This window comes from Geodermatophilus sp. URMC 61 (assembly GCF_052931555.1).
Genome location: NZ_JBRFHZ010000002.1, coordinates 5,138,838 through 5,154,538 on the forward strand (window position 1 = coordinate 5,138,838; position 15,701 = coordinate 5,154,538).

Annotated in this window: 12 protein-coding genes and 1 tRNA gene; 10 read left to right on the forward strand and 3 right to left on the reverse strand. The window is 75.5% G+C overall.

All coding sequences use genetic code 11. The annotated features are described in order from the left end of the window. The first annotated feature begins 98 nt into the window (after nucleotides 1-98). Nucleotides 99-3,650, forward strand: a complete 3,552-nt coding sequence (mfd, locus tag ACU610_RS24080; protein ID WP_446770213.1) for a transcription-repair coupling factor — start codon at nucleotides 99-101, stop codon at nucleotides 3,648-3,650. A gap of 81 nt (nucleotides 3,651-3,731) precedes the next feature. Here mfd and ACU610_RS24085 read toward each other — a convergent pair whose 3' ends face one another. Then, nucleotides 3,732-6,647 (reverse strand): acetoacetate--CoA ligase, encoded by a 2,916-nt coding sequence (locus tag ACU610_RS24085; protein ID WP_446770214.1) that lies wholly within the window; start codon nucleotides 6,645-6,647, stop codon nucleotides 3,732-3,734. After that, nucleotides 6,644-7,318: a 4'-phosphopantetheinyl transferase family protein gene (locus tag ACU610_RS24090; protein ID WP_446770215.1), complete on the reverse strand. Its 675-nt coding sequence runs from the start codon at nucleotides 7,316-7,318 to the stop codon at nucleotides 6,644-6,646. Before ACU610_RS24090 ends, ACU610_RS24085 begins: the two co-directional genes overlap by 4 nt. Nucleotides 7,319-7,461: 143 nt before the next feature. Here ACU610_RS24090 and ACU610_RS24095 point away from each other — a divergent pair, with 143 nt between their 5' ends. The 6 genes from ACU610_RS24095 to ACU610_RS24120 all read left to right on the forward strand — a co-directional run bounded on the left by ACU610_RS24095 (nucleotide 7,462) and on the right by ACU610_RS24120 (nucleotide 12,877). Further along, nucleotides 7,462-8,448, forward strand: coding sequence for a peptidyl-prolyl cis-trans isomerase (locus tag ACU610_RS24095; RefSeq protein ID WP_446770750.1), 987 nt, complete (start codon nucleotides 7,462-7,464; stop codon nucleotides 8,446-8,448). Between the two features lie 4 nt (nucleotides 8,449-8,452). After that, nucleotides 8,453-9,445, forward strand: coding sequence for a MazG family protein (locus tag ACU610_RS24100; RefSeq protein ID WP_446770216.1), 993 nt, complete (start codon nucleotides 8,453-8,455; stop codon nucleotides 9,443-9,445). Nucleotides 9,446-9,450: 5 nt separating this feature from the next. Beyond that, complete coding sequence (gene eno / locus ACU610_RS24105) at nucleotides 9,451-10,740, forward strand: phosphopyruvate hydratase (protein ID WP_446770217.1); 1,290 nt, start codon at nucleotides 9,451-9,453, stop codon at nucleotides 10,738-10,740. A gap of 16 nt (nucleotides 10,741-10,756) precedes the next feature. Further along, nucleotides 10,757-11,338, forward strand: a complete 582-nt coding sequence (locus ACU610_RS24110) for an FtsB family cell division protein (RefSeq protein WP_446770218.1) — start codon at nucleotides 10,757-10,759, stop codon at nucleotides 11,336-11,338. Nucleotides 11,339-11,411: 73 nt separating this feature from the next. Continuing rightward, nucleotides 11,412-11,909 carry a DUF501 domain-containing protein gene (locus ACU610_RS24115; RefSeq protein WP_446770219.1) on the forward strand — a complete coding sequence of 166 codons (498 nt, stop codon included), beginning with the start codon at nucleotides 11,412-11,414 and terminating at the stop codon, nucleotides 11,907-11,909. Then, nucleotides 11,906-12,877, forward strand: coding sequence for a Ppx/GppA phosphatase family protein (locus ACU610_RS24120; protein ID WP_446770220.1), 972 nt, complete (start codon nucleotides 11,906-11,908; stop codon nucleotides 12,875-12,877). Before ACU610_RS24115 ends, ACU610_RS24120 begins: the two co-directional genes overlap by 4 nt. On the opposite strand, the gene ACU610_RS24125 is transcribed toward ACU610_RS24120, so the two are convergent. Then, nucleotides 12,858-13,160, reverse strand: a complete 303-nt coding sequence (locus ACU610_RS24125; protein ID WP_446770221.1) for a DUF4235 domain-containing protein — start codon at nucleotides 13,158-13,160, stop codon at nucleotides 12,858-12,860. The genes ACU610_RS24120 and ACU610_RS24125 overlap by 20 nt on opposite strands. Before the next feature lie 368 nt (nucleotides 13,161-13,528). Here ACU610_RS24125 and ACU610_RS24130 point away from each other — a divergent pair, with 368 nt between their 5' ends. From ACU610_RS24130 to ACU610_RS24140, 3 genes are all read left to right on the forward strand, one after another. Next, nucleotides 13,529-14,158 (forward strand): uracil-DNA glycosylase, encoded by a 630-nt coding sequence (locus ACU610_RS24130; RefSeq protein ID WP_446770222.1) that lies wholly within the window; start codon nucleotides 13,529-13,531, stop codon nucleotides 14,156-14,158. Nucleotides 14,159-14,168: 10 nt separating this feature from the next. Continuing rightward, nucleotides 14,169-15,548: an NAD(P)/FAD-dependent oxidoreductase gene (locus ACU610_RS24135; protein ID WP_446770223.1), complete on the forward strand. Its 1,380-nt coding sequence runs from the start codon at nucleotides 14,169-14,171 to the stop codon at nucleotides 15,546-15,548. A gap of 23 nt (nucleotides 15,549-15,571) precedes the next feature. Next, nucleotides 15,572-15,645: transfer RNA gene (locus ACU610_RS24140), tRNA-Leu, on the forward strand. Nucleotides 15,646-15,701: the final 56 nt, after the last annotated feature.

Sequence of the window (15,701 nt, forward strand, 5' to 3'; positions counted from 1 at the left end):
GCGGCGGCGGGGCGGTCGCAGCGGGACTAACCTGGGTGTACGGCCCCCCGCGCACCCGGCGCGCCGTGTGTGGCCACCCGACCTCAGGAGACTCCTTCGTGACCCTCCGCGGCGTGCTCGACGTCGTCCTCACCGACCCCGGGATGGCCCGCGTCGTGGCCGCCGCCGGGAACGCGGAGCTGGCGGTCACCGCGCCGCCGTCCGTGCAGCCGCTGGTCGCCGCCGCACTGGCGGCGCGGGGCGGGTCGGGTGCAGAGCGCGGCGCCGGCGTGCCCGTCCTCGTCGTGACGGCGGGGGAGCGGGACGCCGACGCCGTCGCCGACCAGCTGCGCTGCTTCCTGCCCGACCGGCGCACCGAGGTCTTCCCGGCCTGGGAGACGCTGCCGCACGAGCGGCTGTCCCCCCGCGCGGACACCGTCGGCCGGCGGCTGGCCGTGCTGCGCGACCTCACCCACCCCGGCGTCAACGGCGCCGTCGACGTCCTGGTCGCGCCGGTGCGCAGCGTGCTGCAGCCCCTGGCACCCGGGCTGGGCGACCTGGTGCCGGTCGAGCTTGAGCCGGGGGACACCGTCGAGCTGGACGACGTCGCCCGCGCGCTGGCCGACGCCGCCTACACCCGCGTCGAGCTGGTCGAGAAGCGCGGCGAGTTCGCCGTCCGCGGCGGCCTGCTCGACGTCTTCCCGCCGACCGAGCCGCACCCGATCCGAGTGGAGTTCTGGGGCGACGAGGTCGACGAGCTCCGCTACTTCTCCGCCGCCGACCAGCGCTCGCTCGACGAGCGCCCGGAGCGGCTGTGGGCCCCGCCGTGCCGTGAGCTGCTGCTGACCGACGGGGTGCGAGCCCGCGCCGCCGAGCTGGCGGCCGAGCACCCCGGTCTCGTGGAGATCCTGGGCAAGCTGGCCGAGGGCATCGCCGTCGAGGGCATGGAGTCGCTGACCCCCGCCCTCATCGAGGGGGACCTCCAGCTCCTCACCGACCTGGTCCCCGCCGGCACCCACGTGCTGGTCTGCGACCCCGAGCGGGTGCGCAGCCGCGCCGCGGACCTGGTCCGCACCGCCGAGGAGTTCCTCGCCGCCTCGTGGGCGACCGCCGCCGAGGCGGGCGAGGCGCCGCTGGACCTCGGTGCGTCGTCCTTCCGCGACCTCGCCGACGTCGAGGCCGCCGCCCGCGGCCGCGGGCTGCCGTGGTGGAGCACCGGCGCCTTCACGCTGCAGACGGAGGACGACGACACCTCCGTCACGTTGAACGCGACGACGGTCGAGCGCTTCGCCGGCGACGTCCCGCGCGCGATCGAGCAGCTGCGCGCCTGGTCCCGCGACGGCTGGCGGACGGTGGTCACCTTCGCCGGTCCCGGCCCCGCACAGCGCGCCGCCGACCAGTTCACCGAGGCCGACCTCGGCGCGCGGCTCGTGCCGGACATCGCGACGGCCCCCGAGCACGGGCTCCCCCACGTCACCCAGGGCAACCTGGAGGCCGGCTTCGCCTTCCCGGGTGTCGGCCTGGCGCTGCTCACCGAGCACGACCTCACCGGGCAGCGCGGCACCTCGATGCGTGACGCGGTGAAGATGCCCGCGCGCCGGCGCAACGCCGTCGACCTGGTCCAGCTGCAGCCCGGCGACCTCGTCGTCCACGAGCACCACGGCATCGGCCGCTACATCGAGATGGTCAGCCGCACCGTCAACGGCGGGCAGCGCGACTACCTCATCGTCGAGTACGCCCCCAGCAAGCGGAACCAGCCGCCGGACCGGCTGTTCGTGCCCACCGACGCCCTCGACCAGCTGACCCGCTACGTCGGCGGCGAGGCCCCGGCGCTGTCCAAGCTCGGCGGCGCGGACTGGCAGAAGACCAAGGGCCAGGCCCGCAAGGCGGTCAAGCAGATCGCCGCCGAGCTCATCCGGCTCTACTCGGCGCGCATGGCGACCAAGGGCCACGCGTTCGGCCCGGACACCGTCTGGCAGCGCGAGCTCGAGGACGCCTTCCCGTTCCAGGAGACCCCTGACCAGCTGGCCGCGATCGACGAGGTCAAGACCGACATGCAGCACCCGGTCCCGATGGACCGGATCATCTGCGGCGACGTCGGCTACGGGAAGACCGAGATCGCCGTGCGGGCGGCCTTCAAGGCGGTGCAGGACGGCAAGCAGGTCGCCGTCCTGGTGCCGACGACGCTGCTGGCCAACCAGCACTACAAGACCTTCTCCGAGCGGGTCGCCCAGTTCCCGGTGGAGGTGCGGGTGCTGTCCCGGTTCCAGTCCGACGCGGAGACGACGCAGATCCTGCGCGAGCTGGCCGACGGCGAGGTCGACATCCTCGTCGGCACCCACCGGCTGCTGCAGCCGACCACCCGGTTCAAGGACCTCGGCCTGGTCATCGTCGACGAGGAGCAGCGCTTCGGCGTCGAGCACAAGGAGTACCTGAAGACCATGCGGACGGCGGTCGACGTCCTGTCGATGTCGGCCACCCCGATCCCGCGCACCCTGGAGATGTCGCTGACCGGCATCCGCGAGATGTCGACGATCCTCACCCCGCCCGAGGAGCGGCACCCGGTGCTGACCTACGTCGGCGCGTGGGACGACAAGCAGATGGCCGCCGCGATCCGCCGGGAGCTGCTGCGCGACGGCCAGGTCTTCGTCATCCACAACCGGGTGCAGTCGATCGACAAGGCCGCCGCGAAGATCCGCGCCCTGGTGCCGGAGGCCCGCGTCGCCGTCGGCCACGGGCAGATGAAGGAGCACCAGCTCGAGCGGATCATGGTCGGCTTCTGGGAGAAGGAGTACGACGTCCTGGTCGCGACGACGATCGTCGAGTCGGGGCTGGACATCCCGAACGCCAACACGCTGATCGTCGACCGGGCCGACACCTTCGGCCTGTCCCAGCTGCACCAGATCCGCGGTCGCGTGGGCCGCGGCCGGGAGCGGGCCTACGCCTACTTCACCTACGACCCCTCCCGTCCGCTGACCGAGACCTCGGTCGACCGGCTGACCACCATCGCGCACAACACCGACCTCGGCGCCGGCATGGCGGTGGCGATGAAGGACCTGGAGATCCGCGGTTCGGGCAACCTGCTCGGCGGCGAGCAGTCCGGGCACATCGCCGGCGTCGGGTTCGACCTGTACGTGCGGCTGGTCGGTGAGGCGGTCACCGACTACCGGGCGCAGCTGGCCGGCGAGGAGCCGCCGGCCGAGCCGGCCGACGTCCGGGTGGACCTGCCGGTCGACGCGCACCTGCCGCACGACTACGTGCCCGGCGAGCGCCTGCGGATGGAGGCCTACCGCAAGGTGGCCTCGGTGCAGTCCGACGAGCAGGCGCAGGCCGTGCTCGACGAGCTCACCGACCGCTACGGGGCCCCGCCGGCGCCGGTGCACAACCTGCTGGCCGTGGCGCGCTTCCGGGCCGCCGTCCGGCAGTGGGGCATCACCGAGGTGTCGATGCAGGGCCGGGCGATCCGGATCTCACCGGTCCGGCTGCCGGAGTCCAAGCAGATGCGCCTGGCGCGGCTGGCCGACGGCGCCACCTACAAGTCCGCCGTCGACACCATCTCGCTCAAGGTGCCGGTCGGCCCGGACCGGCGCACGCCGCTGCGGGACGTCGCCCTGCTGGACCACCTGCACTCGCTGCTGTCCGCCCTGCTGGAGCAGCCCATCGCCGCCTGAACTCGTCGCGACGAGTGGGGGCCGGAGGCTCTCCGAGCGGGACGGCACGTGGCCGCGGTGTCGACCGGTAGGTCGACGGTGTCACCGCAGCGTCGCGGAGACACGTGCGGCCAGGAACCCGACGAACCGCGCGCTCAGCACGCTCGGGCGGTCGTCGTCGTGGTCCCCGTGGTGCCCGGGCACCTCGGTCACCAGCAGGTGGGGGGCCACCCGGCGCCAGGCGGCCAGCGAGTTGCCGACGAGCGGCGGGCGGCCCTCGGCGAGGTAGTAGGTGACCGCACCGGCGTAGGGCGAGGGCCGCCAGGAGTTCGCCGCCTCGTAGGACCCCTGGAAGAACGCATCCTCCGCCGCCGCGGAGGCGTGGCGGGCCGGGAGCCGCAGACGCCGGGTCAGCGCGGCGCGCGCCTCGCCGGACAGGACGGTCTCCACGCGGCCGACCCACCGCCGGGCGCGCGCCTCCGCCGGGGTGAGGGCGGCCAGCGGGGGCAGCACGTCGATCAGGCCCAGGTAGCCGACGGGTTCGCCCGCTGCCTGCAGCGCGGTCGCCATCTCGTAGGCCACGAGGCCGCCGAAGGAGTAGCCCAGCAGGCTGTACGGGCCGGAGGGCTGCACCAGCCGCATCCGCGCCACGGCGTCCTCGGCCACCTCGACGACCGTCCGCCGGCGTCCCTCGTACGTCAGGGGCACCTGGATGCCGTGGACCGGGCGCTCGGTGTCCAGCTGCTGCACCAGCGCGGCGTAGGAGTTCAACTGCCCCCACGCGTCGCCGAGCACGAACACCGGCCGGCCGTGCCCGGCACGCAGCAGCGGGACCTCCGGAGCGGCGGCCGAGCGCGCCCGACCCACGGCGTCGGTCAGCCCGGCGAGGGTCGGCTGACCGAGGAACTCCTGCAGGGGGACGTCGACGCCGAGGTCGAGCCGGACCCTCCGCAGCAGGCTCATGACCTGGCGGGACGTGCCGCCCGAGTCGAAGAAGTCGTCCTCCGGCCCGGCCCCGGTCCCGCCCAGGACGTCGCGCCAGAGGGGACGGAGGTCTCCCAGGACGGTCGTGTCCGGTGTGCCGGGGCCCGTGCCGACCGGTGCCACGACCTCCGCGTCCGGCGCGCGGACGGCCGCCCCGATCGCCTCGAGGCACTCCGGGTTGCGCAGGGCCGCGGCGTTGACGACCGGGTCGCCGTTGACCGCGTCCCGGGCCGCGCGCTCCGAGCGCTTCCCGTTGTGGGTGAGGGGCAGCTCGGGGACGGCGACGACCACCGAGGGGACGTGCGCCGCGGAGGCCTCCTGCCGCAGCGTCCGGCGGATCCTGCGGGCCAGGTCGTCGTCGAACCGGGCGCCGGGGCGCGGCACGACCAGCAGCACCATGCGGGTGGAGCCCGGGCGGTCGGGGTCGCGCTGCTCGACCGCCATCGCGTCGGCGACCTCCGGGACGCCGCGCAGCGCGGTGTAGACCTCGCTGGGCCCGATCCGCAGTCCGTCGACGTTCAGGACCCCGTCCGAGCGGCCGTGCAGCCGCGCCGATCCGTCGGACTCGAAGTCGACGAGGTCCCCGTGGGTCCACATGCCGGGGTGGGCGGCGAAGTAGGAGGCGTGGAAGCGGGCGCCGTCGGGGTCGCGCAGGAAGCCGACCGGGCGGGACGGGAACGGTCGCCGGCACACCAGCTCACCGACCGCCCCGACGACCTCGTGGCCGTCCTCGTCCACCGCGGCGACGTCCAGTCCCAGGCTGCGGACCTGGCACCGGCCGCGACGGACGGGCAGCTCGGGAGAGCCCAGGACGAAGCAGCCGATGATGTCCGTGCCCCCGGAGACCGACTGCAGCGGCAGCGGGCCGACCGCGTCGGCCACCCAGTCGAACTGCCAGTCGTGCAGCACCGCCCCGGTCGAGAGGACGGCGCGCAGCCGGGTCAGGTCGACGGCGTCGGCGGGGCGGTAGGCGCCGTCCTGGCACAGCTGCAGGTACGCGGGGCTGGTGCCGAAGACGGTCACCCCGTGCTCGGCGACGAGCCGCCACAGCGTCTCCGGCCCGCTGACCGGCCCGTCGTAGAGGACGACGTGCGCACCGACGGCGAGGGCCGACAGCTGCCAGTTCCACATCATCCAGGCGGTGGTGGTGTGGAAGTAGAGCGTGTCCGCGGGGCCGAGGTCGCCGTGCAGGCGGTGCTCCTTGACGTGCTCCAGGAGCGTGCCGCCGGCGCCGTGAACCATGGCCTTCGGCGGCCCCGTGGTGCCCGAGGAGAACATCACGAACAACGGGGCGTCGAACGAGCGGTGCTCCCAGACCGGGCCCGGTCCAGGGGGCGCGTCGAGGTCGGCCAGTCGGTCGACCGGGACCGCGGCCGTCGGCAGGGGCCGGTCGTCGAGGACGAGCAGCCGGCGCACGGTGGGCAGCCCCGCCACCAGCGCGGTCACGGTGTCGTCGGTCATCCCGGCGCGGTCGAGGACCAGCAGCGCCGGCTCCACCTGCTCGAAGCGACCCAGCAGCGCGGCGGCGCCCATGTCGGGCACGGCGGTGGCCACCGCTGCGCCGAGCGCCGCGGCAGCGAGCGCCACGACGACGGTCCGCGCGGTGTTGGGCGCGACGAGCACCACGCGGTCGCCCTCGCGCAGGCCGAGCCCGGCGAGGACGGCGGCGGTGTGCTGGACCTCGGCCCGCAGCTGCCCGCGGCTGAGCCGCTCGGCCGGGCGGTCGGCGTGCACGGCAGTGACCGCGGGCCGGTCGTCGTCCACGCCGGGCAACGGCCGCAGCAGGGCCTCGGCGTAGTTGAGCCGGACGTCGGGGAAGAACCGGGCGGTCTCGACGTCCCCCTCGGTCAGGACGACGTCGGCCGAGCCGGACCAGGGCAGCTCCGACCACTCCAGCAGCGTCCGCCAGAACCGGTCTGGTTGCTCGATCGAGAAGGCGTGCAGCGCGCCGGGGGTGGGCAGCTCGGCGCCGGCCACCTCCTCGCAGCGGGCGCGGAACCCGGCGAGCTGCGGGACCGTGGGGGCGAGCGTCATCGGGGTCTCTCCTCGTCGCGGGCGACCGCCAGGCTGGCCACCCATCCGTCCGGAACCGGCACGTCACTCATCGACCAGCCGGCCACCGTGCCGGCCGGCTGCCCGATCGGGGTCACCGTGGTGCGGGGGTCCTCGAGCAGGCCGGTGCCGCGGGCCTTGAGGACCGCCTCCTTCTGCGTCCACGCCCGCGCGGTGGCGACCGCGCGGGCCGTCGCCGGGAGCCGGGTGAGCGCGCGCTGCTCGGCGGGGTCGAGCCAGCCCTCGTCGAGGACGTCCGGGGTCCAGGGTGTCACCTGCTCGAGGTCGATCCCGAGACGGCAGTCGCGGCCCACGGCGACCAGGCCCAGGACGCCGCCGGCCGAGCAGCTGACGTCCAGGCCGGGCACACCCGCCTCGGGACGGCCGGACGGGGTCGTGCGGACGGGGACCGCGCGGGGGGACACCCCGAGCTCGGTGGCCAGGGCGGCCCGCAGGGCGGCCCGGAGCAGCACGCGGCGGCGCTGGACGGCGGGTGTGCCGCGCCGGGCGCGGGCCAGCTCGGCCGGCGTCAGGACGCTCGCCGCCCGGGCCGTGACCCGGTCGTCCGCGGCCAGGTCGACCAGCCGGACGGCGACGCGGACGCCGGCCGCCGTGGCATCCGCGCAGCTCGCTGCGGGAACGGCCAGAGGCATCCGGCGATGCTGTCAGCGGGTCGCGCCCGGCGGAACCCCTGCGGCGCGAACCCCCCCCATGTGGGGGGTGGGCGCGGCGCCACCCCCGGTGGTGTGAGGTGCGTCCCCGGTCACACGGGCTGTGGCACGCTCCGATCGTGCACATGCGTCGCCTGACCGCATCGCTGGCCGTGGGCCTGGTCGCGCTGGCCGGGGTGGCCGGCTGCCGCAGCGACCCGAGCGTGGCCGCCTACGTCGGCGACGAGCAGGTGACCGTCGACGAGCTGCAGACGGCGGTGGACACCCGCCTGGAGGACCCGGCCCTGGCCCAGGCCGCCACGGGCCGGGAGGACGAGTTCACCCGGCTGGTCCTGACCCGGCTGGTCACCGCCGAGCTCTACGACCGGGTCGCGCAGCGCTACGGCGTCACGGTGGACGACGCCGACGTGCTGGCGCGCCTCGACGAGCTGCTCGCCGGCGAGGACCCGGAGGCCGTCTACGCGCAGGCCGCCGCCCAGGGCGTGGCGCGGGCCGACGTCTTCGAGACCGTCCGCCAGCAGCTGCTGCGCCAGCGGGTCGCGGAGTCCCAGGGGCTCGGCGGCGGTCTGAGCGAGGAGGAGCTGCGCGCGGCGTACGCGGAGCAGGCGCCGTCGCTCGCGCAGGTCCGGCTGGGTTACGTCAACGTCCCCGACCAGGCCGCTGCCGACGCCGCGGTCGCCGCGCTCAACGCCGACCCGGGCGCCTACCCGGCGATCGCCGCGCAGTACCCCGGCCAGACCACGCTGCCCGAGGTGTCGACGCGCGCGGCCGGGGACGTCCCGGCGCCGCTGGCCGAGGTGGTCGGCAACGCCGCCCCGAACTCCGCCACCTCGCTCACCGTGCCCGACGTGCCCGGCGTCCTGGTGGTGTTCGTCGGCGAGCCGGCCGTGCCGACCTTCGAGGAGGTCCGCCCCGACCTCGAGGAGGCCGCCCGGGCCGACGCCGACACCGCCGCGCAGCAGCTCGTCGACGACGTCCGCGCCGGCATCGACGTCACCGTGAACCCGCGGTACGGCGTTCTCGAGGACGGCGCCATCGTCCCGTCCGGCGACGGGGTGGTCGACCTCCTGGAGGCGGCGGGCGGCACCGCGCCGGCGGCTGCCGGAGACTGACCGGGTGCCCGTCGCGCTCGCCGTCGTCGTCCACCCCTCCCTCCCGGGCCTGCTCGCCCCGGCGGCCTGGCGGGCGGTCGCCAGCGGCCGGCCGGTCGTCGCGCTGCCCGGCGCCGCCGCGACCGCCGACGCGCTGCGCGCCGAGGGCTGGCCGGTGGACGACGTCCCCGACGCCGCGGCAGCCGCAGTCCGCCCCGACAGCGTCGTCGCCCTCGTCCCGGCCGGGGTCGAGGTGGACGCCGGGGAGGTCGTCGACGCCCCGCCGCTGCCCGGCAGCCGGCTGCTCGACGTCGTCCGGGTGATGGACGTGCTGCGCTCGCCCGGCGGCTGCCCGTGGGACGCCGAGCAGACGCACGCCTCGCTGCGGGGCTACCTGCTCGAGGAGGCACACGAGGCCTACGACGCGATCGTCGACGACGACCCGGCCGGCATGCGGGAGGAGCTCGGCGACGTGCTGCTGCAGGTGGTCTTCCACGCGCGCGTCGCCGCGGAGGCGCCACCCGGCCGGCGCTTCGACGTGGACGACGTCGCCGGCGACCTCGTCGACAAGCTCGTCCGCCGGCACCCGCACGTGTTCGGCGACGCCGGTCCACGCGACGTGTCGCAGGTCGAGGCGGGCTGGGAGGAGATCAAGAGGGCCGAGAAGCAGCGGCGCTCGCCGACCGAGGGCGTCTCCCGGTCGCAGCCCGCGGCCTCGTGGGGCGCGGCGCTGGTGCGCCGGGCGACCCGCGCCGGCCTGACCACGCCCGAGCCAGCGGAGCTCGGCTCGGCCAGCCCGGAGGAGCTGGGGGAGCGGCTGCTGTCCGTCGTCGCCGCCGCCGAGCGGCGCGGCTGGGACGTCGAGGACGCGCTGCGCGAGGCGGTCCGCCGCTACGCCGGAGAGCTCGACGCCGACGCGGAGGCCCGCGCGGGGGACTCACCACGGGACGCCCGCGCGGTGGACCGGACGCCGGAACGCGCGGCAGGTGAGCGCGGCCCGGCTCGCTGGCTAGGCTGACCCCCGTGCCCAGCATCGACGCCGTAGGCGCGCGGGAGATCCTCGACTCGCGCGGAAACCCCACCGTGGAGGTCGAGGTCGCCCTCGACGACGGGACGATCACGCGGGCCGCCGTGCCCAGCGGGGCCTCCACCGGCGCCTTCGAGGCGGTGGAGCTGCGGGACGGCGGTGAGCGCTACGCCGGCAAGGGCGTGACCAAGGCCGTCGACAACGTGCTCGACGTCATCGGCCCCGAACTGGTCGGCTACGACGCCAACGAGCAGCGCCTGGTCGACCAGCGACTGCTCGACCTCGACGGGACGCCGAACAAGGAGCGCCTGGGCGCCAACGCGATCCTCGGGGTGAGCCTCGCGGTGGCCAAGGCCGCCGCCGAGTCCGCCGGGCTGCCGCTGTTCCGCTACGTCGGCGGGCCCTCGGCGCACCTGCTGCCGGTGCCGATGATGAACATCCTCAACGGCGGCGCCCACGCCGACAGCAACGTCGACGTGCAGGAGTTCATGATCGCCCCCATCGGCGCGCCGACGTTCGCCGAGGCGCTGGCCATGGGCACCGAGACCTACCACGCCCTCAAGTCGGTGCTGAAGGGCCGCGGCCTGTCGACCGGTCTGGGCGACGAGGGCGGCTTCGCCCCCGACCTGCCCAGCAACCGCGACGCGCTCGACCTCATCGCCGAGGCCGTCGAGAAGGCCGGCTACACCCTCGGCCGTGACATCGCGTTCGCGCTCGACGTCGCCGCCACCGAGTTCCACGCCGACGGCGGCTACGACTTCGAGGGTCAGGCCCGCTCGGCGGAGTACCTCACCGACTACTACCGCGGCCTCGTCGACGCCTACCCGATCGTCTCCATCGAGGACCCGCTGTCCGAGGAGGACTGGGACGGCTGGATCGCGCTGACCGCCGCGCTCGGCGACCGCGTGCAGCTCGTCGGCGACGACCTGTTCGTCACCAACCCGGCGCGGCTGGCCGACGGCATCGAGCGGAGCGCCGCCAACGCGCTGCTGGTGAAGGTCAACCAGATCGGCACGCTGACCGAGACCCTCGACGCGGTCAACCTGGCGCACCGCAGCGGCTACCGCTGCATGATGAGCCACCGCTCCGGCGAGACCGAGGACACCACGATCGCCGACCTCGCCGTCGCCACCGACTGCGGGCAGATCAAGACCGGTGCGCCGGCGCGCAGCGAGCGCGTCGCCAAGTACAACCAGCTGCTGCGCATCGAGGAGGAGCTGGACGACGCCGCCCGCTACGCCGGTGCGGCCGCCTTCCCGCGGTTGGGCGCGGCGGCCGGCGAGTGACCGGTCGCGCCCGCCCATGAGCGCGGCGCGTGGTCGCCGCGGCGGGTCGGGCGCGTCGTCCGCACGACGGCGCGCCACCGGGCGCCCGCTGTCGGGTGCGACGTCCCGCCCGGTTCCCACGGGCTCCCGCTCGGGTGCGAGCAGCCGGCCGGAACCGAAGCGGGCCGCCCGCCGCACGGCGCGGACGGCGCCGGCCGCCGGGACGCCCCGGCGCCCGCTGGTCACCGGCCGCGCGGTCCTGCTCGCCGGCCTGGTCCTGGTGCTGCTGCTGACGCTGGCCGGCCCGGTGCGCCAGTTCCTCGCCGGCCGCGCCGAGCTGACCCGATTGGCCGCGGAGGGCACCGCTCTCGACCAGCGGGCCGAGCAGCTCCAGGAGCAGCTGGAGCGGCAGGCCGACCCGGACTACCAGGCGCGGCAGGCCCGCGAGCGGCTGGCGTACGTGCTGCCCGGTGACCGGCTGGTGGTCGTGGTGGACGGCGAGGCCGTCGAGGGGGACGCCGGCACGGTGCCCGAGCCCGCGGACGCCGACCTGTCCTGGTACGAGGGGCTGCTGCAGTCGGTCGCGGTGGCCGACGGCGCCGAGGAGCCCGACGGGTGAGCGAGCTCGCGAGCGCACCGATGTGTACAGCAGGGACTCGGACGTGGCCGACGAGCGCCGGCGAGGAGGCCACGTGAGGGAACCCATCACACCCGAGGAGCGGGAGGTCGTGGCCCGCCAGCTCGGGCGGCCGCCACGTGCCCTGCGCGCGGTCGCGCACCGCTGCCCGTGCGGCCAGCCCGACGTCGTGCAGACCTCACCGCGGCTGGAGGACGGCACGCCGTTCCCGACGCTGTACTACCTGACCTGCCCGCGGGCGAGCGCCGCGGCCAGCCGGTTAGAGTCCACCGGCCGGATGCGGGAGTGGCAGGCCGACCTGGGCACCGACCCGGAGCTGGCCGCGGGCTACCGCGCCGCGCACGAGGCCTACCTGGCCGAGCGCGACGCCCTCGGAGAGCTGCCCACCCGCAACACCGCCGGGGGCATGCCCGACCGGGTGAAGTGCCTGCACGCCCTGGCCGCGCACGCGCTGGCCGCCGGCCCGGGGGTCAACCCGGTCGGCGATCGTGCGGTGGCCGCGATGGGGGAGTGGTGGGCGAACGGTCCCTGCGCACAGGAGGACCGGCCATGACCCGGGTGGCGGCCATCGACTGCGGCACCAACTCCATCCGCCTGCTGGTGGCCGACGTGCCGCCGGAGGGGCCGCACACCGACCTGCTGCGCCGGATGGAGGTCGTCCGGCTCGGCCAGGGCGTCGACGCCACCGGCCGGCTCGCACCGCAGGCCATCGAGCGCACCCGCGTCGTCCTGGAGCAGTACGCCGCCCAGGCCCGCGAGCTCGGCGCGACGGCGGTGCGCATGGTCGCGACCAGCGCGAGCCGGGACGCCGCCAACCGCGCCGACTTCGAGGGCATGGTGCTGGCCACCCTCGGCCAGCTGCCCGACGTCGTCCCCGGCGACGAGGAGGCCCGGCTCTCCTTCGTCGGCGCCACCGCCTCGCTCGACGCCGCGGTCGCCGCCCACGGCCAGGCCCGTCCCCGCCCGCCGTACCTGGTCGTCGACATCGGCGGCGGCTCCACCGAGTTCGTGCTCGGCGACGGGACCGGGGTGCGCGCGGCCCGCTCGGTCGACGTCGGCTGCGTGCGGCTGACCGAGCGGCACCTGCACGGCGACCCGCCCTCGGCCGACGAGATCCAGCGCGCCGAGGCCGACATCCGCGCCGCGCTGGCCGACGTCGCCGCCGCCGTGCCGGTGGAGGAGACCGCCACCCTGGTGGGCCTGGCCGGCTCGGTCACCACCGTCGCGGCGCTCGCCCTGGACCTGCCGGCCTACGACCCGGTGGCCATCCACGGCTCGCGGATCCCGGTGTCCGCCGTCCGCGCGGTGACCGCCGGGCTGCTCACCGCCAGGCGGGAGCGACGCGCCGCGTACCCGGTCATGCACCCGGGCCGGGTCGACGTCATCGGCGCCGGCTCGCTGATCCTGCGGGTGCTCATGGACGCCTTCGCCCTCGACGACGTCGTGGTCAGCGAGCACGACATCCTCGACGGCATCGCGCTGCAGCTGGCCCGCGGACCGGTCAGGGGGAGCTCTCGTTGATCCCGGGCGGCAGCTTGCCGGTCAGCGACTGGTAGGCCGCCGCCGCGCCGCGGGCGGCGACCAGCCGGCCGGCCGCCACGGCGACCCCCGACACCGCCGCCCAGGCCAGGGCCTCGCCCCAGCCGACGCCCGGCGCGGCCGGGTTCTTCGGCGGGGGAGTGCCCCGCACGGCGTACCAGGCGGCGTCACTGAGCTTCCGGACGGCGATCCCCGTGGGGACCGCCGTGCCGGTGCCCAGGAGCTTCCAGGTCAGCGGTGCCTTCTGCTTCCTCGTCCGGGCCACCCCGCGATCATGCCGCCCCGCGGTGCACCCGCGCTCGCCCAGGTGGTCTGCTGGTGTCCGTGAAGGACCCTGCTGCCCCCCGTGAAGCACCCCCCTGCTCCCACGGCCTTCCTGCAGGGGCCCGCCGCGAGCTCGCGAGCGGTGGGGGGCAGGGAGGTCCTTCCGCTGCAGAGGGGCCGACCGAGGCTCGCGGTGGACCCCTGCAGCGGGGTCGCCCCGGGGACGCGGCCGGCTTCCCGGTCACCCGCACTCCGGCCGGTGTCGTCCGCTCGGCGCGCGGCGCCCGCGACCTCGCCGTCCTCGACGCCCGGGTCTCAGGCTGCCGCGCCTGCCCGCGCCTGGTCGCCTGGCGGGAGGAGGTCGCCCGCGTGAAGCGGGCCTCTTTCCGGGACGAGGACTACTGGGGCCGGCCGGTGCCGGGGCTCGGACCGGCCAACGCCCGGATCGCCGTCGTCGGGCTGGCGCCGGCCGCGCACGGGGGCAACCGGACCGGTCGGGTGTTCACCGGCGACCGCAGCGGGGACTGGATCTTCGCTGCGCTGTGGCGGGCCGGCCTGGCCAACCAGCCGACGTCCACCCACGTGGGCGACGGTCTGGAGCTCACCGGCGTGCGGGTCGCCGCCGCGGTCCGCTGCGCCCCGCCGGGCAACGCCCCCACCCCGGAGGAGCGGGACACCTGCTCCCCGTGGCTGGCGCGGGAACTGGCGCTGCTGCCGCGGCTGCGGGTCGTCGTCGTCCTCGGTGGGTTCGGCTGGACGGCGCTGTGGCCGGTGCTCGCCGAGGCCGGCTACGCGCTCCCGCGGCCGCGGCCGGCGTTCGGGCACGGCGTCGAGGTGTCCCTGGAGGGGCCGCGCGGGCCGCTGACCCTGCTGGGCAGCTACCACGTCAGCCAGCAGAACACCTTCACCGGCAAGCTCACCGAGCCGATGCTGGACGCCGTCCTCGCCCGCGCGACCATGCTGGCCGCGACCGTGCCGGGACCGCCTCATTCGCCCTAGGCTCGGGCGCATGGCAGACCGACCCGTGGTCCTCATCGTCGGCGGCGGCTACGTCGGGCTCTACACCGCCCTGCGGCTGCAGAAGCGTCTCTCGCACGGGCGGGCGGAGGTCATCGTCGTCGACCCCCAGCCGCACATGACCTACCAGCCGTTCCTCCCCGAGGCCGCGGCCGGCTCGGTGGAGCCGCGTCACGTCGTGGTGCCGCTGCGCCGGACGCTGCCGCGGTGCCGGGTGGTCACCGGTGCGGTCACCGACCTGAGCCACGCCGACAGGCGGGCACGGATCGCCCCCCTCGTGGGCGAGCCCTACGAGCTCCGCTACGACGTGCTGGTGATGGCTGCGGGCTCCGTCGCCCGCACGCTGCCCATCCCCGGGCTGGCCGAGCACGGCATCGGCTTCAAGAACGTCGGCGAGGCCATCTACCTGCGCAACCACGTGCTGGCCCGGCTGGACGCCGCCAGCTCGACCGACGACCCGGAGGTCCGCCGCCGCGCGCTGACCTTCACCTTCGTCGGCGGCGGGTACGCGGGCGTGGAGGCCTTCGCCGAGCTCGAGGACATGGCCCACTACGCCATCACGCACTACTACCCGCGGCTGTCCCCGGCGGACATGCGCTGGGTGCTGGTCGAGGCGATGGGCCGGATCCTGCCCGAGGTCGACCTGGACATGGCCGCCTGGACGGTCAAGCAGCTGACGGCGCGTGGCATGGACGTCCGGCTCAACACCCGGCTGGAGTCGGTGTCCGACTGCCACGTCCGGCTCAGCGACGGCGACGAGTTCGACAGCGACACCCTGGTGTGGACGGCGGGCACCAAGCCCAACCCGATGCTGGCCGAGACCGACCTGCCCGTCGACGGGCGCGGGCGGGTCCTCTGCGAGGCGACCCTGCAGGTGCAGGGGCTGCCCGACGCGTGGTCGGCCGGTGACCTCGCCGCGGTCCCGGACCTCACCAAGGAGGACCCCGGAGCGACCACCGCGCCCAACGCGCAGCACGCCGTCCGGCAGGCCAAGCGGCTGGCCGACAACATCGTGCTGACGCTGCGGGGGGAGCAGCCGGTGCCCTATCGGCACGCCTACGCCGGCTCGGTGGCGAGCCTGGGCCTGCACAAGGGCGTCGCCCAGGTGTACGGCGTGAAGCTCAAGGGCTGGCCGGCCTGGTTCATGCACCGCACCTACCACGTCAGCCGGGTGCCCACCTTCAACCGCAAGGCGCGGGTGGTCGCCGACTGGACCATGGCCGCGCTCTTCCGCCGGGAGATCATCTCGCTGGGCCAGCTGCAGGACCCGCGCCGCGAGTTCGTCCAAGCCGCCAACACCGGCCGGACGGGCGCGCTGCCGCCGCCCTCGGCGGAGGACAAGGCCCAGTCGGGCTCCCTGCGGGCGGGCTGACCGCCGGGCTAGCGTGCTCGGCGGCCCCCGTAGCCCAACTGGCAGAGGCAGGCCCCTTAAAAGGGTCCCAGTGTCGGTTCGAACCCGACCGGGGGCACTAGCACGTCGCCGGTCACAGAACAAGGCTTGACGGAACCCGATCGCATCACAAAG